Origin of the sequence: Aridibaculum aurantiacum (assembly GCF_017355875.1) — a bacterium.
GTDB lineage: Bacteria > Bacteroidota > Bacteroidia > Chitinophagales > Chitinophagaceae > Segetibacter > Segetibacter aurantiacus.
Genome location: NZ_JAFEWC010000002.1, coordinates 188,066 through 208,103 on the forward strand (window position 1 = coordinate 188,066; position 20,038 = coordinate 208,103).

General features: G+C 41.4%; 21 protein-coding genes. 12 read left to right on the plus strand and 9 right to left on the minus strand.

What is annotated here, in order from left to right; genetic code table 11:
- Positions 1 to 40 precede the first annotated feature (40 nt).
- The 3 genes from mrdA (at position 41) to J4N22_RS12430 (ending at position 4,352) form a co-directional block, all read left to right on the plus strand.
- Complete coding sequence (gene mrdA, locus J4N22_RS12420) at positions 41 to 2,128, plus strand: penicillin-binding protein 2 (RefSeq protein ID WP_207495018.1); 2,088 nt, start codon at positions 41 to 43, stop codon at positions 2,126 to 2,128.
- A complete protein-coding gene (gene rodA, locus J4N22_RS12425) occupies positions 2,125 to 3,474 on the plus strand; it encodes a rod shape-determining protein RodA (protein WP_207495020.1) in 1,350 nt (449 codons plus the stop codon). The genes mrdA and rodA overlap by 4 nt, the downstream gene beginning before the upstream one ends.
- Before the next feature lie 128 nt (positions 3,475 to 3,602).
- Positions 3,603 to 4,352, plus strand: a complete 750-nt coding sequence (locus J4N22_RS12430) for an MBL fold metallo-hydrolase (protein ID WP_207495022.1) — start codon at positions 3,603 to 3,605, stop codon at positions 4,350 to 4,352.
- 133 nt (positions 4,353 to 4,485) lie between these two features.
- On the opposite strand, the gene J4N22_RS12435 is transcribed toward J4N22_RS12430, so the two are convergent.
- The 6 genes from J4N22_RS12435 to J4N22_RS12460 form a co-directional block, all read right to left on the minus strand.
- Positions 4,486 to 4,893 carry a hypothetical protein gene (locus tag J4N22_RS12435; protein WP_207495024.1) on the minus strand — a complete coding sequence of 136 codons (408 nt, stop codon included), beginning with the start codon at positions 4,891 to 4,893 and terminating at the stop codon, positions 4,486 to 4,488.
- An 11-nt stretch (positions 4,894 to 4,904) separates the two neighbouring features.
- Positions 4,905 to 5,666: a hypothetical protein gene (locus J4N22_RS12440; RefSeq protein WP_207495026.1), complete on the minus strand. Its 762-nt coding sequence runs from the start codon at positions 5,664 to 5,666 to the stop codon at positions 4,905 to 4,907.
- A 42-nt stretch (positions 5,667 to 5,708) separates the two neighbouring features.
- Positions 5,709 to 6,254, minus strand: coding sequence for an RNA polymerase sigma factor (locus tag J4N22_RS12445; RefSeq protein WP_207495028.1), 546 nt, complete (start codon positions 6,252 to 6,254; stop codon positions 5,709 to 5,711).
- A gap of 103 nt (positions 6,255 to 6,357) precedes the next feature.
- The gene (gene galE, locus J4N22_RS12450; protein ID WP_207495030.1) at positions 6,358 to 7,413 is read right to left on the minus strand and encodes a UDP-glucose 4-epimerase GalE; all 1,056 of its coding nucleotides are present in this window, start codon (positions 7,411 to 7,413) and stop codon (positions 6,358 to 6,360) included.
- A gap of 54 nt (positions 7,414 to 7,467) precedes the next feature.
- On the minus strand, positions 7,468 to 8,487 hold the full coding sequence (locus J4N22_RS12455) for an inorganic phosphate transporter (protein WP_207495032.1): 1,020 nt from the start codon (positions 8,485 to 8,487) through the stop codon (positions 7,468 to 7,470).
- Positions 8,488 to 8,517: 30 nt separating this feature from the next.
- A complete protein-coding gene (locus J4N22_RS12460; protein WP_207495034.1) occupies positions 8,518 to 9,165 on the minus strand; it encodes a DUF47 domain-containing protein in 648 nt (215 codons plus the stop codon).
- Positions 9,166 to 9,413: 248 nt separating this feature from the next.
- Between J4N22_RS12460 and J4N22_RS12465 the strand changes: the two genes are divergently transcribed.
- The 6 genes from J4N22_RS12465 to J4N22_RS12490 all read left to right on the plus strand — a co-directional run bounded on the left by J4N22_RS12465 (position 9,414) and on the right by J4N22_RS12490 (position 17,320).
- On the plus strand, positions 9,414 to 12,191 hold the full coding sequence (locus J4N22_RS12465; protein WP_207495036.1) for an outer membrane beta-barrel protein: 2,778 nt from the start codon (positions 9,414 to 9,416) through the stop codon (positions 12,189 to 12,191).
- A gap of 29 nt (positions 12,192 to 12,220) precedes the next feature.
- On the plus strand, positions 12,221 to 13,588 hold the full coding sequence (locus tag J4N22_RS12470) for a hypothetical protein (protein ID WP_207495038.1): 1,368 nt from the start codon (positions 12,221 to 12,223) through the stop codon (positions 13,586 to 13,588).
- A gap of 69 nt (positions 13,589 to 13,657) precedes the next feature.
- A complete protein-coding gene (locus J4N22_RS12475; RefSeq protein ID WP_207495040.1) occupies positions 13,658 to 14,143 on the plus strand; it encodes a hypothetical protein in 486 nt (161 codons plus the stop codon).
- A 138-nt stretch (positions 14,144 to 14,281) separates the two neighbouring features.
- The gene (locus J4N22_RS12480) at positions 14,282 to 15,487 is read left to right on the plus strand and encodes a hypothetical protein (RefSeq protein WP_207495042.1); all 1,206 of its coding nucleotides are present in this window, start codon (positions 14,282 to 14,284) and stop codon (positions 15,485 to 15,487) included.
- Positions 15,488 to 15,997: 510 nt separating this feature from the next.
- On the plus strand, positions 15,998 to 17,086 hold the full coding sequence (locus J4N22_RS12485) for a DNA topoisomerase IB (RefSeq protein WP_207495044.1): 1,089 nt from the start codon (positions 15,998 to 16,000) through the stop codon (positions 17,084 to 17,086).
- A 9-nt stretch (positions 17,087 to 17,095) separates the two neighbouring features.
- Positions 17,096 to 17,320, plus strand: coding sequence for a hypothetical protein (locus tag J4N22_RS12490; RefSeq protein ID WP_207495046.1), 225 nt, complete (start codon positions 17,096 to 17,098; stop codon positions 17,318 to 17,320).
- A 122-nt stretch (positions 17,321 to 17,442) separates the two neighbouring features.
- On the opposite strand, the gene J4N22_RS12495 is transcribed toward J4N22_RS12490, so the two are convergent.
- The 3 genes from J4N22_RS12495 to J4N22_RS12505 form a co-directional block, all read right to left on the minus strand.
- Positions 17,443 to 17,865, minus strand: coding sequence for a hypothetical protein (locus tag J4N22_RS12495; RefSeq protein WP_207495048.1), 423 nt, complete (start codon positions 17,863 to 17,865; stop codon positions 17,443 to 17,445).
- A 5-nt stretch (positions 17,866 to 17,870) separates the two neighbouring features.
- The gene (locus tag J4N22_RS12500) at positions 17,871 to 18,215 is read right to left on the minus strand and encodes a phage holin family protein (RefSeq protein ID WP_207495050.1); all 345 of its coding nucleotides are present in this window, start codon (positions 18,213 to 18,215) and stop codon (positions 17,871 to 17,873) included.
- 63 nt (positions 18,216 to 18,278) lie between these two features.
- Positions 18,279 to 18,680 carry a YtxH domain-containing protein gene (locus J4N22_RS12505; RefSeq protein ID WP_207495052.1) on the minus strand — a complete coding sequence of 134 codons (402 nt, stop codon included), beginning with the start codon at positions 18,678 to 18,680 and terminating at the stop codon, positions 18,279 to 18,281.
- A gap of 230 nt (positions 18,681 to 18,910) precedes the next feature.
- On the opposite strand from J4N22_RS12505, the gene J4N22_RS12510 reads away from it, so the two are divergent.
- From J4N22_RS12510 to J4N22_RS12520, 3 genes are read left to right on the plus strand one after another with little or no spacing between them, the layout of a single operon-like run.
- Positions 18,911 to 19,492, plus strand: coding sequence for a DUF4142 domain-containing protein (locus J4N22_RS12510; protein ID WP_207495054.1), 582 nt, complete (start codon positions 18,911 to 18,913; stop codon positions 19,490 to 19,492).
- 13 nt (positions 19,493 to 19,505) lie between these two features.
- Entirely contained in the window at positions 19,506 to 19,781 is a 276-nt protein-coding gene (locus tag J4N22_RS12515; RefSeq protein WP_207495056.1) for a SemiSWEET transporter, read from the plus strand.
- Between the two features lie 48 nt (positions 19,782 to 19,829).
- Positions 19,830 to 19,997, plus strand: coding sequence for a hypothetical protein (locus J4N22_RS12520; RefSeq protein ID WP_207495058.1), 168 nt, complete (start codon positions 19,830 to 19,832; stop codon positions 19,995 to 19,997).
- Positions 19,998 to 20,038: the final 41 nt, after the last annotated feature.

Consider the following 20,038-nt stretch of genomic DNA (forward strand, 5'->3'; position numbering starts at 1 on the left):
GCAGTATCATTTCTATATCTAAAGTAACACCATAGGCGACATGCCGTCATTCAATCAATCGAGGAAGAGGGTTATCCAGTTTATTTTCATTGCGGTTTTTTCAGTCATGATCATCCAGCTGTTCAACCTGCAGGTGCTTACCAGCAAGTATGCTTCGCTGGCAATGGATAATGCTGTTTACAAGAAGATCGTATACCCTAGCCGCGGTGTTATTTACGACCGTAAAAAGCGTCCCATTCTTGATAATATTGCACGCTTCGACCTTACTGTTACTCCGTTTCAGGTAAAAGGTGTTGACACGTTTGCTTTATGTAACATCCTGCAAATAGATACCGCCGAGTTCAGGAAAAGGATGATAACATCTATCATCAAAAATGGCCGCTATCGCCCAAGCGTGTTTGAACCACTGGTAGCCCCGGCGCTTCAAGCTAAGCTGGATGAGAACATGTACAAGTTCCCGGGATTTGACCTTACTGAACGACCTATCAGGACCTATCCTTATAAATCAGCTGCACACGTATTAGGTTATGTGGCTGAAGTTGATACAGCCATCATCCGTAAATCCGGTTACTTCTACCAAATGGGCGATTACATAGGTCGTGCAGGTTTGGAAGCTACCTACGAAAAAGTGTTGATGGGGCAGCGGGGTATAAAATACCTGATCAAGGACAACAAGAACAGGATACAAGGTAGCTATGAAAAAGGAATTTTTGATACTGCTGCTGTTGCAGGCCGTAATCTTTATTCCAGTATAGATATCGAATTGCAGCAATTGGCAGAAAAGCTGTTCACCAATAAAATAGGTGGTGTTGTAGCCATCAATCCTAAAACAGGTGGAATTCTGGCTATGGCTTCAGGCCCATCTTACGATCCCAACGATCTTGCAGGGGCACAATTCAGGAAAAACTGGGGTAGAATGGCGCTGGATACAGCACGTCCTCTTTATAATCGTGCAATTAAAGGTCAATACCCGCCGGGATCTACCTTCAAACCTCTGGGCGCTTTGGTCGCACTTGACCAAAAACTTATTACGCCATCTTTTGGCTATGGTTGTGGCGGTGCCTACTTCCAATGTGGCCGACCTGTAAAATGTACACACGCCGGTGGTGGACACGCTGCTAACCTACGTGCTGCATTGGCAAACTCCTGCAACTCGTATTTCGTTCACATATTCAGGATGGCTGTTGATAATCGCCAGTATGCTAATACCACCATGGGCTACCTGAAGTGGAAGGAATACATGAACGCATTTGGCCTTGGTGTAAGGCTGGGCGTGGATCTTCCAAGTGAAGACTATGCAAGTATCCCGGATACAAGCCGCTACAACCGCGATTTTGGCGGCAGCCGCAGGTGGAACAGCTGTAACATTGTGACCCTTGGTATTGGCCAGGATCGTATGACGAGCACACCACTGCAGCTGGCTAATGCCATGTGCCTGATTGCAAACAAAGGCTACTACTACACACCACACCTCATAGATAGCATCCAGAACGAAACTATTGAAGACACAGCATTTCTTGCCAAATACCGTAAGCGCCACGATGTAACACACATTGCCGACTCCACCTACGAAATAGTACAGCTGGGTATGCAGGATGTGGTTACCCATGGTACTGCCCGCAATGCAATGATCCAAGGTATAGATGTATGTGGTAAAACAGGTACAGCACAAAACCCGCACGGTAAGAACCACTCCTTGTTCGTGGCTTTTGCCCCGCGTAAAGACCCAAAAATCGCAATTGCTGTTATTGTAGAGAATTCAGGTTACGGATCTACCTGGGCTTCACCTATAGCTGCACTTATGATGGAGAAATACCTTACGGACTCAATTTCTGACAGGCGTAAACCCGAGGTAGAACGCATTTCAAAAGCAGACCTTATACCTGCAGCAATAAAAAAATGGTATTTCGTGAAAGATTCTATTCGGCAGGCAAAGCTGGCTCGCCTGAACAAGCAGGCAGAGGTAGTGAATGTGCAGATAGAAGCACCACCAGCACCAAGCAAGAAAACTACATTCGACCCTGAGGCAGAACCAAACAGGAAAGACTCAGGCGATATCAATACCGACAGAACACCGATGATGCTGCCTGATAACCGTAAAAACAAAAGAGATACAACCCGTCCATGAGTAACCAGAACCATATTTCCAAAGGCATCGACTGGAGTATGATCTGGTTGTACATCGCCTTAGTCACCATCGGCCTGTTCATGATTTTTGCAAATGAATACAAAGAAGGTGAAAGCATCCTGGAACCTATTCTAAACCAAAGCAAAGATTACGGTAAGCAGGTACTGTGGGTTGGTATCTGTACGGTTCTGGCCATTTTCATTTTACTAACCGACAGTAAATTCTTTACAGCCACCGCCAATTTATGGTATGGCTTCGGTATCCTGTTGTGTATACTCGCACTGATTATAGGTACAGAGGTCAAAGGTTCAAAATCATGGATTGTCTTAGGAGGATTCCGTTTACAGCCATCGGAGCTTTCCAAAGTTTTTACCTGTTTGGCTTTAGCCAAATATATCAGCCGGCAAGAAACAGAGTTCAGTAAAACCAGTGCCCAGATAATAGGAGGTGCTATAGCTTTATTACCCGCAATCATCACCGTGGCTCAGAACGAAACAGGTCTTGCACTTGTGTATTTCTCGTTCTTCCTGGTAATGTACAGGGAAGGATTACCACCATTCATCCTCATTGCCGGAGCATCCATCGGTATTCTTGTTATCCTGTCGCTCATATTATCTCCCGAAGTCCTGATGATTTCTTTTGGGATAACGGCCTTCCTCGCAATTCTTCTATTGCGCCGCCAATTCAGGCGCAATCGCTGGCTGTTGTGGATCATCCTGGGAGCATGGGCTTTTGCCAATTTTATATCAGCTTTTGCCATACCGTATGCTATTCATACTATGATGAAGCCTTACCAGCGCGACCGCATCTACAGCCTGGTAGGTAAACCATATGTACCACAAGACGCAGCAGAACAAGCTGAACTGGAGCAGCAAAGGGCAAAAACGAAAGGCAAACAGCAGAACCAGAGCGAGTACAATGTTATCCAGTCTAAGATAGCCATTGGTTCGGGCGGTGTATTGGGTAAAGGATATTTAAAAGGCACCCAAACCAGGTACGATTTTGTGCCCGAACAGCGGACCGATTTCATCTTCTGCACCATTGGCGAGGGCTTTGGATTTTTAGGAAGCGTCATATTCCTGGGGCTCTACGCCATCCTCCTCTTCCGGATGGTGGTGATAGCCGAGCGACAGCGAAGCACCTTTAGCCGGGTGTACTCGTATGGTGTCGCCAGCATCTACTTCTTCCACATCGCCATCAACATATGTATGACCATTGGTCTTGCGCCGGTGATTGGGATCCCGCTTCCGCTCATAAGTTATGGCGGTTCATCATTGCTTACCTTTACCATTCTTCTGTTCATCATGATCCGCTTGGATGCCGACAGGCAAATGGTGTTGCGGTAAGATTTTTATGGTACCAGCATTGGTTCACTGATTAAACATCCGTTGCGTCGCACTCTTGTGCCTTAGTGCCTTGGGCATCTACAGGGGCATAAGCAGAGCGATCTGCTGCATAATCACATATTGATAATATGAAGATCATCCCACTTTCTGAAGGCTCATTCACCATCGATAAAACCAAAGTTTTTGTTCCTTACGAAGAAGACCAGCACCAACTGAATGACAGACCTACTGGTAGCTTGCTGGTGGAGGTGCAGCCATTTTTAGTCGTTACCAGCAAAGACGTGCTGCTGTTGGATACTGGTCTTGGCTTTAGTAAAAATGGCAGCCTGCAAATACATGACAATCTTCGGCAGCATGGTTACGAGCCGGCGCATATTAGCAAGGTGCTGATGACCCACCTGCACAAGGATCATGCTGGCGGTGTTAGCTTCAAAGACCGGTTGGGACATTATTCTTTAGCCTTTCCACAAGCAATCTATTATGTGCAGCGGCAAGAGCTGGATTATGCTTTTGAAACAGGCTTCCCATCGTTCATGACAGATGAGATCGACATGCTGCAGAATAATTCGCGGGTGGTGCTTTTGGAGGGAGATGGCACTATAGATAATTATATCCGTTACCAGCTTACCAGTGGACATAGCCCTTTTCACCAGGTATTTTGGATAGAGGAAGAAGGTGAAACAATATTTTTTGGAGGTGATGAAGCGCCGCAACTCGGGCAAATGCGCCGTAGTGTAATTGCCAAATACGATCATGATGGGCGCAGGGCTAATGATCTTCGCAAGCAGTGGTGGGAGCAGGGGCAACAAGAAAATTGGAAGTTCCTCTTTTACCACGATGTAAAGCGGCCTGTATGGCCTGAGGAGGCTGTAAGTTAAGAGTACTGGCTTGAGAACAATTTTGAGAAGAAACCTAGTTGGTTTAGTATGGTATTAAAAAAAGCTGGCCGGCCCTGAAAAGAGCTGGCCGTTGCTAACCTATGAAAAACACCAAGTTTAAAATGAGGTGTAATTAATTCTTAAATGGTTTGCCTCCACCGCGATTTCCTCTACGCTCCATTAGTTCCTTTCTCAGCATATCGCGGAAGTTCTTATCTGCCTGGAATAGCTTATTTACCCGCTGATCGTTTCCTAAAACTTTCTTGAACTCCGGCTTGTACTTCTTCCTGATGTTTACCACCTTTTCTTCCAGTTCTATTTCGTCATTTCTCGTAGAACGCCTGGTGGCTATTATTTCCTGCTTGTAGTTGTTGAAAACCGGCCAAAATTTCTGTGCTTCATCTGGTGTTAGACCCAGCTCCTTGGTAAGAAAAGCTATTTGAACTGCTTCTGCTTTGTTCCTACCATCATCAGGTTGAGCAAAACAAATATAACTAAGGTTAGTAATAAATGCCAGTAATATAAATAATTTTTTTTTCATATTTGGAAGGTTTAGATACCGCCTTTAGCGGCTGCTCTTGGTTCAGAATATTGTTGTAAGAATTGCTGCAGATCTTCATCGCTCAATTCCTTGATTACTTCGTTTAAATCCATCTCATCTATAGGTAACAAGTAGCTGCTATAGTTGGTGTTAAGCGTAGTTGAATGCGCCTGCAAGTACTCTACTATTTCCTCGTCAGTAAGTGCATCTAAAGCAGCAGAAATATTTCCTATTGTATTAGTTGCATTGCTGGCTGTACCGGTGGCTTCAGGCTTATCCAGGAATATATATGCTGATATAGCCATGATAGCAATAACCACTGCAGCAGCCAGGTATTGCATCACACGTTTTACGCTATACATTTTCACCACCTTAGCCTGTACTTTAGGTGTCTTATCAACTTGTACATCCAGCTTGTCGAAATAAGCTGCTGGTGCAGAGTAAACCTGTTTTTTATTTAAGCCTACTAAAGCCGGGGCAATGGCCATTAGTTCTTCATCTACCTCATTGGTAGCGATAGCCTGCTGTTTCACTTTTGCCAGGATATTATCTGCCAGTCCATCAAAATAACCAGCCGGCGCTGAATAGGGGTCTTTGGTTATTGCTTCAAAATTGAAGGCTGCCTTTTCCTCGGATTGTAGCAAATGCATGATTGTACCAGGCAGCTCATCAAAATAAGTGGCTGGTACTGAATAAACCTGCATTGCTTGTAATTGAGCAAGTGCAGGTGCTATTTCAAGTATTTCGGGTTGTATGTTATCTTTCTTCCACATAACTTTTCTAACCTACTTCTGACTTCATATTAGCATTAAGGTTTAACGATTGAGAATAAAATCCTCAATTTTCTTGGCTGCATGATGGTAGCTGGCTTTCAAAGCTCCTTCGCTGGTTTCTAATACTCGACTCATTTCCTCGTACGGCATTTCGTCGTAATAGCGTAGCATAAAAACAATTCGTTGCTTTTCAGGTAGTTGCTGAATGGCCAGTTGCAGTTTCCACTCTAATTTATTCGCATCAAAACCTTCGTCTGCCCTTATTTTATTGCTCAGTCCACTCTCCATTTCATCAAAACTGGCTGCGGCTTTCCGCTTCTGCTGCTCCAGGAATGTTAAGCATTCGTTGGTAGCAATGCGGTAAAGCCATGTGTACAACTGGCTGTCCTCTCTAAAGTTGCCGAGTGCATTCCAAACCTTTATGAAAACATTTTGGAGAACATCATTAGCATCATCATGAACAACTACCATCCGGCGTATATGCCAGTAAAGCTTTTCCTGGTATTTTTTTATGATAGCAGTAAAAGCCTTTTCTTTCTGATCTGGTTGTTTAAACTGTAGAAGAAGCTCGCGATCGTCTTGATGCATGTAGATCCTTTAGTTGTAAAATTACACAATTGATTGGCGGATACTGTTGTAGAAACAAAAAAGCCATACCGCAGTATGGCTTTTCCAATATTATCCTGAAAATTTAGTTCAATTGGAACTGCTGGCTCTTGATGATCTTCTCATCTTCCTTCACTTTTAGCTCCCATGCCCAAGCTGTCCGCATCATTTCTTTCAGGTCGTATTTTATTTCCCAACCTAAAGCGGTACATGCAAGATTGTTGTTGGCATAAATGGCTACCACATCGCCTGGACGGCGTGGTCCTACCTGGTAATTTAGTTTCTGCCCGCTTACTTCTTCAAAAGCTTTGATTGCTTCCAAAACAGTTACCCCATTACCGGTGCCTAAGTTAAAGATATCGCAGTTGGTTTTGTTTCTTCCTTCTTCCAGGTAGCGAATAGCTAAAGTATGTGCGTGTGCAATATCACTAACGTGAATGTAATCGCGGATGTTGCTGCCATCGCGGGTGTCGTAGTCGCTGCCAAAAACCTGCATTTGCGGAAGTTTGCCTATGGCAGTTTGTGTGATGGCAGGAACAAGATTAGCCGGTCTTCCTAACGGAAGTTCACCGATGTGACCAGATGGATGTGCTCCAACAGGATTAAAATAACGGAGTAGGATAGCTTTAGCACTAGAAACTTTTACTGTATTCTGAACCACTTCTTCACCCATTTGCTTAGTGGCACCATAAGGTGATTCTGCTTTCTTAATAGGCGACTCCTCAGTTACAGGTATGCTATCTGGATTACCATAAACAGTACAGGAAGATGAAAAAACAAAGTGCGGGATCTCGAATTCCTGCACACATTTTAGCAGGTTGATAAGCGAAAACATGTTGTTTTCGTAGTACATCAAAGGTTGTTCTACAGACTCACCAACTGCTTTATACGCAGCAAAATGAATGATGCCGTTGATGTCCTCGTTTTCCTGGAAAACAGCACGTGTATCATTATAATCTTTCAGGTCAACCTTATAATTCTTTACTTTTTTGCCCGTGATCTTTTCTATACCATCGAGCAGGTAAGAAGTACTACGCGAATTATCATCTATAGAAATGACATCATATCTATTCTCTAAGAGGTCTACAATAGTATGCGACCCGATATATCCACAGCCACCCGTTACCAATATTTTTCCCATAAAATGTTGAATTAAGCTTTTACACTTGCAAAATAAACCAAATGAGAGGGAATATTACGGGGTGACGAAGAATTTTATAATGTATAGCAAGAGAGCCGCCATTAAAGCACTGATAGGTATAGTGATGATCCATGCCCAAAGTAAGCTGATAGTAACACCCCAACGCACCGCTGATAAACGCTTGGTAGCGCCCACACCAATAATAGAACCGGTGATAGAGTGGGTGGTACTAACAGGAATACCAAAATGTTCTGCTATATAAAGAGTCATCGCGCCGGCTGTTTCTGCACTCACACCTTCTAGTGGCGTTACTTTGGTGATACGTGTACCCATTGTTTTTACAATCTTCCAACCTCCGCTCATGGTACCAGCACCAATTGCCAGGAAACATGAGATAGGAACCCAAGAAGGTGTTTCGGAGAACTCGTTTATATAACCACTGGCTATCATTGCCGCACCTATAATACCCATAACTTTTTGCGCATCATTACCTCCATGACCTAAACTGAAAGCCGCTGACGATACCAGCTGTAATCGCTTAAACCATCGTTCTGCCCGGTAAGGATTTGAGCGTTTGCTTATGTGTACAATAATAATAGTAATAATAAAAGCAATCACCATCCCAATGAGCGGTGCTAAAAAGATGAACAGGATGATGGGTAAAACTTTGGCTGAAACAATTACTGCAAAAGTGCCATAATGTGCTACCGCAGCTCCCATGAATCCACCTATTAAAGTGTGGGAAGAGCTGGAAGGAATACCAAACCACCAGGTAATCAGGTTCCATGCGATGGCTGCTATCAATCCTGAAAGAATTACATAAAGCGCTATAGGATCTCCTTCCTGTAGGGTTACTGATTTAGAAATTGTATTCCCGATCTTGAATTCTCCTATGATATATTTTGAAACAAAATATGCCGAGAAGTTGAAGAAGGCGGCCCAACAAACAGCCTGGAAAGGGGTAAGTACTTTAGTAGAAACGATGGTTGCAATTGAGTTAGCTGCATCGTGGAAACCATTGATATAGTCGAAAATGAACGAAAATATAATGATGATAATAAGAAGCGTTGTCATACAGGTTCTTTAGGTTGATCCGACTACTGATTAAGCGTATTTAACAATGATTGACTCAATTACATTGGCCGCATCTTCACATTTATCAGTAGCTATCTCCATTACCTGGTAGATCTCTCTTTTCTTGATCACTTCTTTGAAATCGTTCTCTTCATTGAAGAGTTTTTCAATACTTAGGTCAAAAATATCATCAGCCTGGTTCTCTATATCATTCACCCTTACCAAAGCTTCTGTTATCTGGCGAAGGTTCTTCATATTGCGAAGCTCAGATACTGCACTGGCCACGTGGATAGTAGCCTGCTCTATCAGTTCCGCCATTTTTTGAATTCCTGTATCATTAGGATTAACCCGGTAGAAGTTTATCTTTTTGGCAGAGGCATATATATAGTCTGCTATATCATCAAGCGCTGATGCCAGGTAGTGGATGTCTTCACGATCGAAAGGCGTAATGAAGTTTCTGCCAAGTTCAGTAAAAAGCTTGTGCGTATGGTCATCATTCTCATGCTCCAGGTCCTCTAATTGCGATGTTAGTTGAGCTCTTCTATTTATATCTGGTTCATTCACCAATTGCTTCAAAACCCTTCCCATCTTGCTAACCGTTACACCTACATCTTCAAACAGTTTATAGAAGATCTGGTTCTTGGGCATAAACAACTTCCCAAACGAATTAAGTCCCATACATTTTTTTTAGAGGGCAAAAGTATAACTATGATAGCAAGGTGCAGCAGGTAACATAGACTTAATGATAACTTAATATTAAACCTGGTGCCGAGCTTAAAAATGGCTTATATTTTATTTCTTACCGACTGTGTTCTTATACAACTTGCAGCACCTCAGTCTCTTGCCAATGATAACCTTGCGGTAACATTGGCTTAACAACCGCTTCATATTGGCCTTCTACTTTTGCCGCAACAAAATCAGTTATAGTGAAACGTTTTACCCTCTCTCTTCTCTTGTGTTCATTGTTTACCTTCTCTTTTGCACAAACAACTGTATTGCACGGAAAGATCTCCAACGAATCAAATGATCCATTATCTGGGGCAACCATCAAAATTGAAGGTGGAAAATCAACTGCTGCGGACGTTGAAGGTCGTTTTACTTTCCGCTTGAATCCTGGTACTTATTCTTTAGTGATATCAAGGGTTGGTTATACAGCTAAGACCATTGCAGATGTGGTAGTTAAAGCAAATACTGAAAACGTAGTAGATGTTGTATTGGATCTGAATAAATCAAATGTAGAAACTGTTACCGTTCGATCTTCTATAAGGAGAGAAAGTACTAATGCACTTATCGCATTTCAGAAAAATAATTCTTCAATGTCTAGTGGCCTTGCTGCTGACTTCATTAGAAGAACACCAGATAAGAATACCGGCGAAGTATTGAAGCGTGTAAGTGGTGCCAGTATACAGGATAACAAATTTGTGGTAGTGCGTGGATTGAGTGACCGCTACAACCAGGCTATGATCAACAATGCATTGATGCCTAGTTCTGAGCCTGATAAAAAAGCTTTCTCTTTTGACCTTATTCCTGCTGCGATGATTGATAATATCATCATCAACAAAACAGCAACTCCTGATCTGCCTGGTGAATTTGCAGGTGGACTTATTCAAGTAAATACAAGAGATATTCCTACACGAAATGTTTTGACTGTAGGTGTTTCTTTGGGTTATAACTCTCAGTCTACTTTCAAGCCTTTTACAAGTAACCCACGTAACTCTACAGATTGGTTAGGTTTCGATAACGGTAACCGTCAGCTTCCTTCAGCTGTACCTTCTATTGAAGAGTTTCGTTCATTGACAAGTGCCCAGAAGATAGAACTGACAAAGCAATTCAGGGGTGATGTTTACCAGGAAGTAACCACTACTGCATTACCTATCACTACTCTTAATCTTACCTGGTCTAATACCAACAACTTTAAGAATGGTGGAAAGTTCGGTACAATCATCTCAGCATACCACCGCAATTCTATGGTAATGTATGATGATGTAGAAAGGGGCAGGTACGAGTTTGTAAGAACACCTATTTTCTCTGGTACTGAAACTCAAAACAGGTACTCTGTGAATGCAGGTGTACTTGCTAACTTCAGCTATGTAAAAGGTGGTCACAAAATATCTTTCAGAAACTTATTCAACCAGTTTTATGAAGACAACTACTTTACAAGAGAGTTGAATAACGTGGGTCGCTTACAGATCGTTTCGCTACGCTCTTCTTTTGTAAACCAAAGATGTTTGTATAGCGGCCAGTTAGAAGGTGAACACCAACTTACTTCTTCTGGTATCAAGTTCCTTTGGAATGGTAACTTCTCTTACAACAATAAATCACAACCTGATTTTCGCACAGCACAATATGTAAGAGGTTCAGATAATCCTAATTCACATTTTGAATTGGATGATGATGATACACGCAGGTTCTTCTCTAATTTAAATGATTATTCTACCGGTGGTAATGTAGCCTTGACTGTTCCAGTTCAGATAGGTGATTACAGGCAGATCGTAAAAGTTGGTGGTTCTACTTTGCTACGCATAAGAGATTTTAATGCAAGGGTTTTCCGCTTCAGGCCAGCCAGCACTGCAAGTGATCTTACTACTCCTTTCGACCAGGCTTTCTTGCCAAAGAACATAAACGAAAATGGTTTTTACCTTGATGAGCAAACACAAAATACTGACAGGTACTTCGGTGTTTCTGCACTCAATAGCGGCTATGTAATGTTCGACAATAAACTGAACAGCAAGCTGCGTATGATCTGGGGTGGACGTCTTGAATTCTTTGAGCAATTCTTGTCGAGCAGGGACCTGTCTATGAAGCGCATTGTAGTGAACAACGAGAAGTATGACTTCCTGCCTTCAGTGAACATCACTTATTCTATCAACAATAAGCAGCAGCTGCGCCTGGCGGCATCTAAAACCATTGCACGCCCAGAGTTCAGAGAGATTGCTCCATTCCAGTTCTTCGATTACGAGCAGATATGGGGTATAAGTGGAGACACCACTCTTAGAAGAACTTCTATCATCAACGGAGATATCAGGTACGAGTTTTATCCAAAGGCAGGTGAGTTGATCTCTGTTGGTCTGTTGTATAAGAAATTTACTGACCCAATCGAGCTTCGTATGGATGCAGGTAGTAATGGCGACCGTTGGTTGTTTAGCTACGCAAATGCTGGTAGCGCTACATTGTTAGGTGCTGAAGTTGAGATCAGGAAAGGTCTTGATTTTATCAACCACTCACTAAAGAACTTCACGTTCATGGGTAACCTTACTTTGTTGGACTCAAAGGTTACATTGAACACGCAGCAAGCAGATGGTAAAAACATTTCAGTTGATCGTCCGCTGTATGGCCAGTCACCTTACCTGGTAAATGCAGGATTACAATACACTAACAACGGCTGGAACGGTAGCCTGCTTTACAACCGCATAGGACCACGTCTTTCATTGGTGGGAGATCCTAATGGTGCAGGTTTTTTCGATATCTATGAGAAGCCAAGAAACGTAGTTGACATCATGGTATCTAAAAAGGTACTGAAGGAAAAAGGAGAACTACGTTTAACAGTATCAGATCTACTTAACAACCGCTATGCTTTTTATGATAATCCATCGGGCAAAGCAGGTTATAATTATAGCCAGGGCGACAGGATCAACTATGCTTACCGCACAGGTACTACAGTTACCGTTGGCTTTACCTACGATATAGAACGTTCTAGAAAATAATCTCACTAAAATTTTCAATAACAAAAAACATGAACAAGTTTAAACAACTGTTATTTGCAGCATTCGTTGCTGTAGGGTTATCCTCTTGTGTTAAAGTAAGCTTTAACGACAACATGGGTACAACCGCTGGAGCCAACAACAATGATGATCCAAATGTATCTCGTGTACTACAAGGGTCGTATGAAAGGAACATTACCCTTAGCGGTGGCACTTACACCATCAGGGGTTATGTATACTTCACTGCTGGTACTACTTTATCAATTCCTGCCGGTACCATTCTTAAGAGTGACATTTCACAGAAAGGTGCAATAATTATAGAGCGTGGTGCTAAAATAGAAGCTATGGGTACTGCGTCTCAGCCTATCGTATTTACAAGTGGTAAAGCTCCTGGCCAGCGTACTCGTGGCGATTGGGGTGGTATCATCCTTCTTGGAAATGCTCCTACTAACCGTCCATTATCTCCTGCTCCATTGGTTGAAGGTGGTGTAGACCGTCGTTATGGTGGTACTAATCCTGCTGATAACAGTGGTACAATGCGCTATGTAAGAATTGAGTGGGCTGGTATAGCTGCTGAGCCAGGAAGTGAGATCAATGGATTAACGCTTGGTGGTGTAGGTTCTGGAACTACTTTAGAATATATCCAGGTAGCATATGCAAATGATGATGCTTACGAGTTCTTTGGTGGAACTGTAAATGCTAAATACCTGATGTCGTATGCAAGCTCTGATGATGATCTTGATTTCGACTTTGGTTATACAGGTAAGATCCAATATGCAGTTGTTATGCGTCGCCCTGAGATCGCAGATACTGATGCGGGTAACGGAGTAGAAGCTGACAATGATGGTTCTGGCACTTCAGCAAAACCTTACACACGTCCTGTATTAAGCAACATCACATGGGTTGGTCCAAACGGAGATCCTAACACAAACTCTTTCCTGAACTTTGCTAACCGTTGGAGAAGAGCAGTAAGATTTGAAGTAAGGAATTCAATCATGATGGGCTTCCCTAAAGGTGGTTTCTCAATGGAAAGTGCTTCTACGGCTGCAGCTTACAATTCAGATACATCCATTTTTGCTAACAACCTGGTTCATGCATTGGCTGATCCTTACAAAGTAGATGCAACTGCTGGTGGAGTTATAACAGCAGCACAGGTTCGTGCAAAGGCTGAGGCTAATGGATCTATCACTTATACTGATCCTAATGCTATCATGCTGGAAGCTCCATTTAATTGGGATGCTCCTAACTTCATGCCTAAAGCTGGTTCACCTGCTTTAAGCGGTGCTAACTTCACAGAGCTTGATGCTTTCTTTACACCAGGTGCTTTCCGTGGTGCATTGGGTACCAACAACTGGACAACTGGTTGGGTTAGCTATACTCAACAAACAAACGTTTACTAGTTTTCATTTTTCTCATAACTTTTCAAGCCACCTGCTATGCAGGTGGCTTTTTCAATAACTGTATTACCAATGAGACTTTTACTTCTACTGATTTTTACTTCTTGTTTGTTTGCCTGCAATAACGAGCCGAAAGAAAATGCCGCAACAGCACCAGCTTTTAAAGATGGATTGAATGCAGCGCCTATGCTTGCCAACACCGATAGCATTCAGATCATTTACTATGATGAACCTGAAGGAGACTCGCTACGCTACGCACGATTTTTTACCTACACTTCTGTTAGTAAAAAAGAAACTATTAATGCGCTACTGGCTAATTTGGATAAGTCGTATGTTACACTACAGGAGAAAAAACCTTGCAGGTCGTTTGGAAAGATATACTGTTATAAAAAGGATGAGATATTGAAGACGATTTATTTCAGTACAAAGGGTGGTGATTGCTCTTATCTATACTACATCATAAATGGGGAGTTTTTATATTTTGATATGGATGAAAAATTGAAAACCTTGATCACAGAACATAAGAAAGAAGCTGTTGCACCTGTTGCTACTCAATAAAAGCTGATTTTCTCTTACAATAAAGGCTGCTTCGGCGGCCTTTGTTATTTCGCCATAGTTAAAATGAATTAAGGATGATCAATGTCATGTTATCTTTTTGTTACCAAAACAAATTATGGTGTAAATTGAAGCGTGAGTTTGAGAAAGATCATATTGCTTCCAATTTTCTTTGTGCTATGCATGTTTGCTAATGCACAAAACCATCGGGTGTTTCATTTCGACTTCTATGGTAATCCTGTAAATGTTTCAGTAGCGCCCTCTTTCCACGTTCCCTACACATCTTCCTTATCTAACCAATCTGTTCAGTCATTTTATTCGGCTATTTCCTCCAGTGAATATGAGCCTATAGTAGAGGCACTCACATCTTTCAGAGAGCAACACCAGCTAGATGATTGGTTGTATTACCAGTTGATAAGAGCTACAGCTGAAAGAATAAGTCCAAAGGCAGAGAACTACCACCGTTATACTTTGTACAAATGGTTCTTGCTATTAAAGTCGGGTTATGCTTCTACATTGAGTGTTAGCGAAAATAAACTGCTACTGTATGTGCAAAGTGATGAGGCTGTTTATAATATTCCCGGTCAGAACCTGAATGGTAAGAATTATGTATGCCTGAACTACCACGATTACAATAACAATATTGATTTTAGTAAAGAGCAGTTTAGTAAGCTCCTAGTTGATGTTCCAGCCACTCCAAAACCTTTCTCGTACAAAATAAACAGGCTGCCTGATTTTGATGAGGACAGTTATGAAGATAAAGAGCTGCGGTTTGAATATTACCAGACTGGCTACAACTTCAAAGTAAAACTGAACAGGCAGGTTAAAAAGATCTTTGCGAATTATCCCGTTGTTGAATATGAAAGCTATTTCAATATTCCATTAAGCAACGAAACGTACAGCTCGCTTATTCCATTATTAAAAGAGAATATAAAACGCAAGAGCCAGAAAGATGGCATTGACTATTTGATGCGATTTACCCGCTATGCCTTCTTGTTTGAAACAGATACAAAAGTGTTTGGAGCCGAAAAACGCTTATCACCTGAACAAACTTTACTGTCAGAGTATAGTGACTGCGAGGATCGGGCTGCTTTGTTCTTTTACCTGGTAAAGGAGATTTACAACTTGCCAATGATCGTATTGTCTTACCCTGATCATATTACCATAGCCGTTGGTTTTGATAAGCCTATCAAAAATCCAATAGTTTATAATGGTAATGCTTATTGGGTATGCGAGCCGACGCCACAAAAAAGAGATCTGAGAGTGGGACAATTGCTGCCATCGTTAAGGAAGCAACCTTATGAAGTAGTTTATGCCTATCATCCTTCAGCAGTTGCCATCAAATAAGGTTAGAAGGAAGTAACAATTTCTTAAAAGTATTACTACCGCTTTATCAGCTTTTCCTAAGCATATTTGTATCTCTTTGATTGGGGGCAATCAAATTCTCTCACCCTTCCAGCAATGGAAGGGTGTTTTTATTTGTACCTATCATCAAGATATCTACGAAAAAGCTCCGAAATAGCATTAGCGGCTACATGTAATTATGGGGAAGTTGGGGTTTGTAAAAAAGCATTTTGAATTACATCATTACCCTTTATTTAGAAAGCTTTGTTACTAAACAAGAATAGAGGTAAGTTCTGTGGCAAAGTTTTTTCTTCTACTAGTATTATACTCTAACAATCTTTCTCTCCAGCTGAGATATAAGTGATTTTCTCAGACAATACTCCGCACACGTTTGTTTCTAATGTAGAAGATTTTCCTCAAGTTCCTGCTGCACAACCTGAAGCAAAAATTGCTAATGTATTGGTTAGCAGACCAACAAAATTCGGTACGATTTACGCTTAAATAGAAGAGGCAATGACGGAAGATGAATTAATAGCACAGATTCCCAAACGGAAGATTAGGTCATTACTAAAAGATCCGGAAAAAAGTGCTGAAGCGGTTAACCTGGTATACGTAAGCGATTGCCAGCCAGGAATATCCAGGGTAAAAAAAGGAAGTTCTTTTGAATATTGGTACGAAGGAAAACAGGTTAAAGACGAGGAAGACTTACTTAGGATAAAACGGCTGGTTATACCACCAGCCTGGGAGAAAGTTTGGATCTGTAAACACGAAAATGGGCATCTGCAGGTTACTGGTATAGATGCACGTGGTCGTAAGCAATACAAGTATCATCCTAACTGGAACATACTGCGTAACCACACCAAATTTTATCGGTTATACCAGTTTGGACTTGCGCTACCGTGTATGCGGGTTCAAATGGAGAAAGATTTGAATTTACCAGGTTTGCCTTTAGAAAAAGTGTTAGCTACTGTTGTGAGCTTGATGGAGAGAACGAATATCAGGATAGGAAATGAGGCGTACGAAAAGATCTATGGTTCATATGGAATCACAACACTAAAGGATAAGCATGTAAAAATTTCAGGTCATTCGCTGAAGTTTTCTTTTAAAGGCAAAAAAGGTGTTTACCACGATATTGATATTAAGAGTAAACGCCTGGCTTCTATAGTTAAAAAGTGCCAGGATATTCCTGGAAAAGAGCTCTTTCAATATATAGATGAGGCAGGAAACAGGAGATCTATTGACTCAGGGCAAGTAAATGACTATATTAAGAGTATCAGTGGTGGAGATTTCACTGCCAAAGACTTTAGAACCTGGTCAGGAACTGTACAGGCACTGCTGGCATTTAAAAGCCTTGGTAACAGTGATACAGCCACTGCTACCAAAAAGAATATTGTATCGGCTTTAGACAGTGTATCGCAAGCATTGGGTAACACGCGTACAGTCTGTAAAAAATATTATGTACACCCGATCATAATTTCGCTTTACGAAAATAATGCATTGGACAGGTACTGGAAGAAGCTGGAAGAGATGCAAAACGATGATGGGGTTGCTGGCCTTACCGCTGAAGAGCAACTGGTGATGAATATTTTGAAAAACAACTAAAAACCTTTTATGACAGTATCAAATTTTCACATGGAGAGCAAGGGTGCGGCAAATCTTTTCAATGGTGCTACCATCAATGAGCCGCATGAGTTTACGTATGTTGTGGCAGATGAGAGCCAGTCTAATTTTCATGCATTTTTCGACGAGCATGAAACCTGGATCACGCACCGTGATGATGGACATTCATTGAATGTTGATGCGGATATTGTGCAAAAGCTTATGGGCAGAGCCTAAATCTACAAGAAGAAAAAAATAGAAAGCAGCTACAGGTATTGTAGCTGCTTTTTTGTTGGCATATATATCAATAAAAAAGGCCGGGACATTTTCCCGGCCTCAGCTATATTCAAAAAACAAGATCAAGTTGTGCTCCTGTATCCAATATATTGGTGCAGCGCAGAGTCTGCAGGAGTATTTCTGCGTAGCATAGTTATCCCTTTACTAATGATACTATGCCTATCGCGGGTTTCTAATTTTGTGAGGGTAGAATCTATAATATTCTTGGCAAGTCTATCTAGTGATTGTTCATTTAAAACTTCAGAAGCTTTTTTAAATGCAAACCCCATCACAAAACCAAGTATAGTATTAATAAGCGTTCGCTGAAGTTCAGGCGTTTCTGCTATATGACTATAGGTGTTTTTTAAAACATTCTTCGGTTGCAGGTTTTCCTTTACTTGCTCGTAATGATCCTTCATCTTTACTTCCTGCACATCTATTTTCTTTTGCAGCTCAGTCATTGCATTTTGCAATTCTGCGCTGTTCGATACATTGTATTTTCCCATACAGGTTATAAGAATTTTTTGATGATCATTCCGGTAAAAGTCGATTTCATCCACGTGTTGCGGCCTGCAAATAAAACAAGCCCGATGATCAGGTAGAAAGCCGCCAGGAGCAAAAAGCCTAGGTAGGATTTACCCACTAAGTCACCAATTAACAGCGCCAGCCCAATATTAAGTATCACAAAAAAGATAAAGAATACTACAAAGAATATAACTCCTGATACAACGGCTGAAAATACAGAGGCTGATTTATCAACCGCTTTCAATTTCAGTAGTTCTATCCGGTTCTCTATATAATCCTTCGACTGGCTAAAAAGGGACTCTATTAAAGTTAAAGTAGGTTGTTTGCTCATAGAAGACTTTTACAATCACCGGGACATGTTAATCACAAATTTTTCTTTCTCGAACTACCAATACTACATAGTGCTAGTGCCTAAGTTGCCAGTTGTACCTGAAGTACTTCCTGCTGCTCCTGACGTGCTTCCGGAAGTGCCTGAAGTACCGGTGCTTCTTCCTGTGCTAGCACTGCCACCGCCGTTGCTACCGCTGGCAGCACCATCGCCCATTACGTTGGTAGCCATGTGTCTTCCTTTTTCTACCAAGTCGGAAGCCCCTTCACGTACATGATCATATTTATCAGCAAGGCCATCTACAAAATCAGAAAACCTTTCTTTTAGTCCGCTTAAAGTATCGCGGCTTCCTTCGCCAAGTTTTCTGCGTGTTTCCATTCCTCTTTCGGGAGCAAACAAAACACCTAAAATAGCACCTGTAGCTGCGCCAGCTAATACACCTAATAATACTTTTGATCCTGAGTTCATAATTAAGATTTTTTAGAATTGATTAAAAAAATTGAATATGCTGTAGCCACCTAAAATTTAAAAAAATAGTGCCAAGTGCACTCTTATTCAACCTGCTTTCGCATGCGTACGTGGAATAATTTGCACAGCAGCATTCAACAGTTGAAGCTGTAGATGATGCTATAAATCAATGAAATGCTTTACTGGCACGGGTTTTACTCCTGTTGTAAGTGATTACTTAAAGAGATAACATGATCAATAGGCTTACAAAAATTTTATTGCTTGCTATAGTGGTATTTTCTTCTTGCCAAAATGTGCAGCAGGAGGAAGCGCAGGTAGTGAAGCTTTCCGGGAACGACGCGGAGTTATTAATAAACACTTACTCGAACTTATTGCTAACAGTGAAGATGGCCGAAGAAGCAGTTAACAGGAGTGCTTTACCAGGCACTCGTCAACTGGCAATAACCATCAGGAATGACCACCAGGCGATGCTAGACAAATTGGAGGACGTTGCCAATAAACATAAAGCTGACCTGCCGCTGGATCTTACGCCTCAGCAATTGAAGCAATGGCAGGCACTTGTAAGAGAAAAAGGAATTGCTTTTGATAAAGCTTATGCTGCCATTGTGCAGGAAAATCATGATAATAACCTAGTGGTACTAAAATCAATCATGAGTAAAGCAGAAAATCCTTCACTTCAGAATGTAGCAAAAGAAATAAATGCAACTGCTATCAATCATTTACAACAAGGTGAAGAGCTGCAGGAACTAATTGAAAACAGGAGAAGCCGAGATACCATAATGGAAATAACAGCGGTTTCTTTTAAACAATAAAAACGAGCTCATTTTGAATACTACCAGTATTGTTGGAATTATTGCAGGCATCCTTACTTCTTGCTCTCTGCTTCCGCAATTGATTAAGATCATAAAAGATAAACGGGTGGAAGACCTTTCGCTAGGAATGTTTATTACGTTGGTAACGGGAATAGGCTTATGGATAGTGTATGGCATCCTGCGGGATGATATGCCCATAATGGTAACTAATGGGTTTGCTTTTACCCTTAATATAGCTATTCTGTTTTTTCATTTTAAATATAAGCGTAAACCAGCTGTTAGCAAGTAGTGGCACTATTTTGTCATCTCTGCAAGCAATTCACTAAAACAGAATAATATGAAGCCGGTTAAAATCTTTTCAATACTAGTATTGGCATCTGTATTTCTTTCGGGTTGCGAAGTTGTAGGAGACATTTTTAAAGCAGGAATGTGGATTGGTGTTATCATTGTTGTTATCATTATAGCAGTAGTACTTTGGTTGCTTCGTAAGATCAAGGGTAGGTAAGAAATTTGATATCCTATTGAAAGCCATGAACTTCCATGAGG

What these genes read in the sequence shown, in the direction of transcription:
- J4N22_RS12500 (WP_207495050.1), bottom strand. Translation starts at nt 18,215, where the DNA reads ATGAGCAAACAACCTACTTTAACTTTAATAGAGTCCCTTTTTAGCCAG.
- galE (WP_207495030.1), bottom strand. Translation starts at nt 7,413, where the DNA reads ATGGGAAAAATATTGGTAACGGGTGGCTGTGGATATATCGGGTCGCAT.
- J4N22_RS12455 (WP_207495032.1), bottom strand. Translation starts at nt 8,487, where the DNA reads ATGACAACGCTTCTTATTATCATCATTATATTTTCGTTCATTTTCGAC.
- rodA (WP_207495020.1), top strand. Translation starts at nt 2,125, where the DNA reads ATGAGTAACCAGAACCATATTTCCAAAGGCATCGACTGGAGTATGATC.
- J4N22_RS12475 (WP_207495040.1), top strand. Translation starts at nt 13,658, where the DNA reads ATGAGACTTTTACTTCTACTGATTTTTACTTCTTGTTTGTTTGCCTGC.
- J4N22_RS12460 (WP_207495034.1), bottom strand. Translation starts at nt 9,165, where the DNA reads ATGGGACTTAATTCGTTTGGGAAGTTGTTTATGCCCAAGAACCAGATC.
- J4N22_RS12490 (WP_207495046.1), top strand. Translation starts at nt 17,096, where the DNA reads ATGACAGTATCAAATTTTCACATGGAGAGCAAGGGTGCGGCAAATCTT.
- mrdA (WP_207495018.1), top strand. Translation starts at nt 41, where the DNA reads ATGCCGTCATTCAATCAATCGAGGAAGAGGGTTATCCAGTTTATTTTC.
- J4N22_RS12430 (WP_207495022.1), top strand. Translation starts at nt 3,603, where the DNA reads ATGAAGATCATCCCACTTTCTGAAGGCTCATTCACCATCGATAAAACC.
- J4N22_RS12520 (WP_207495058.1), top strand. Translation starts at nt 19,830, where the DNA reads ATGAAGCCGGTTAAAATCTTTTCAATACTAGTATTGGCATCTGTATTT.
- J4N22_RS12510 (WP_207495054.1), top strand. Translation starts at nt 18,911, where the DNA reads ATGATCAATAGGCTTACAAAAATTTTATTGCTTGCTATAGTGGTATTT.
- J4N22_RS12485 (WP_207495044.1), top strand. Translation starts at nt 15,998, where the DNA reads ATGACGGAAGATGAATTAATAGCACAGATTCCCAAACGGAAGATTAGG.
- J4N22_RS12495 (WP_207495048.1), bottom strand. Translation starts at nt 17,865, where the DNA reads ATGGGAAAATACAATGTATCGAACAGCGCAGAATTGCAAAATGCAATG.
- J4N22_RS12435 (WP_207495024.1), bottom strand. Translation starts at nt 4,893, where the DNA reads ATGAAAAAAAAATTATTTATATTACTGGCATTTATTACTAACCTTAGT.
- J4N22_RS12470 (WP_207495038.1), top strand. Translation starts at nt 12,221, where the DNA reads ATGAACAAGTTTAAACAACTGTTATTTGCAGCATTCGTTGCTGTAGGG.
- J4N22_RS12445 (WP_207495028.1), bottom strand. Translation starts at nt 6,254, where the DNA reads ATGCATCAAGACGATCGCGAGCTTCTTCTACAGTTTAAACAACCAGAT.
- J4N22_RS12505 (WP_207495052.1), bottom strand. Translation starts at nt 18,680, where the DNA reads ATGAACTCAGGATCAAAAGTATTATTAGGTGTATTAGCTGGCGCAGCT.
- J4N22_RS12440 (WP_207495026.1), bottom strand. Translation starts at nt 5,666, where the DNA reads ATGTGGAAGAAAGATAACATACAACCCGAAATACTTGAAATAGCACCT.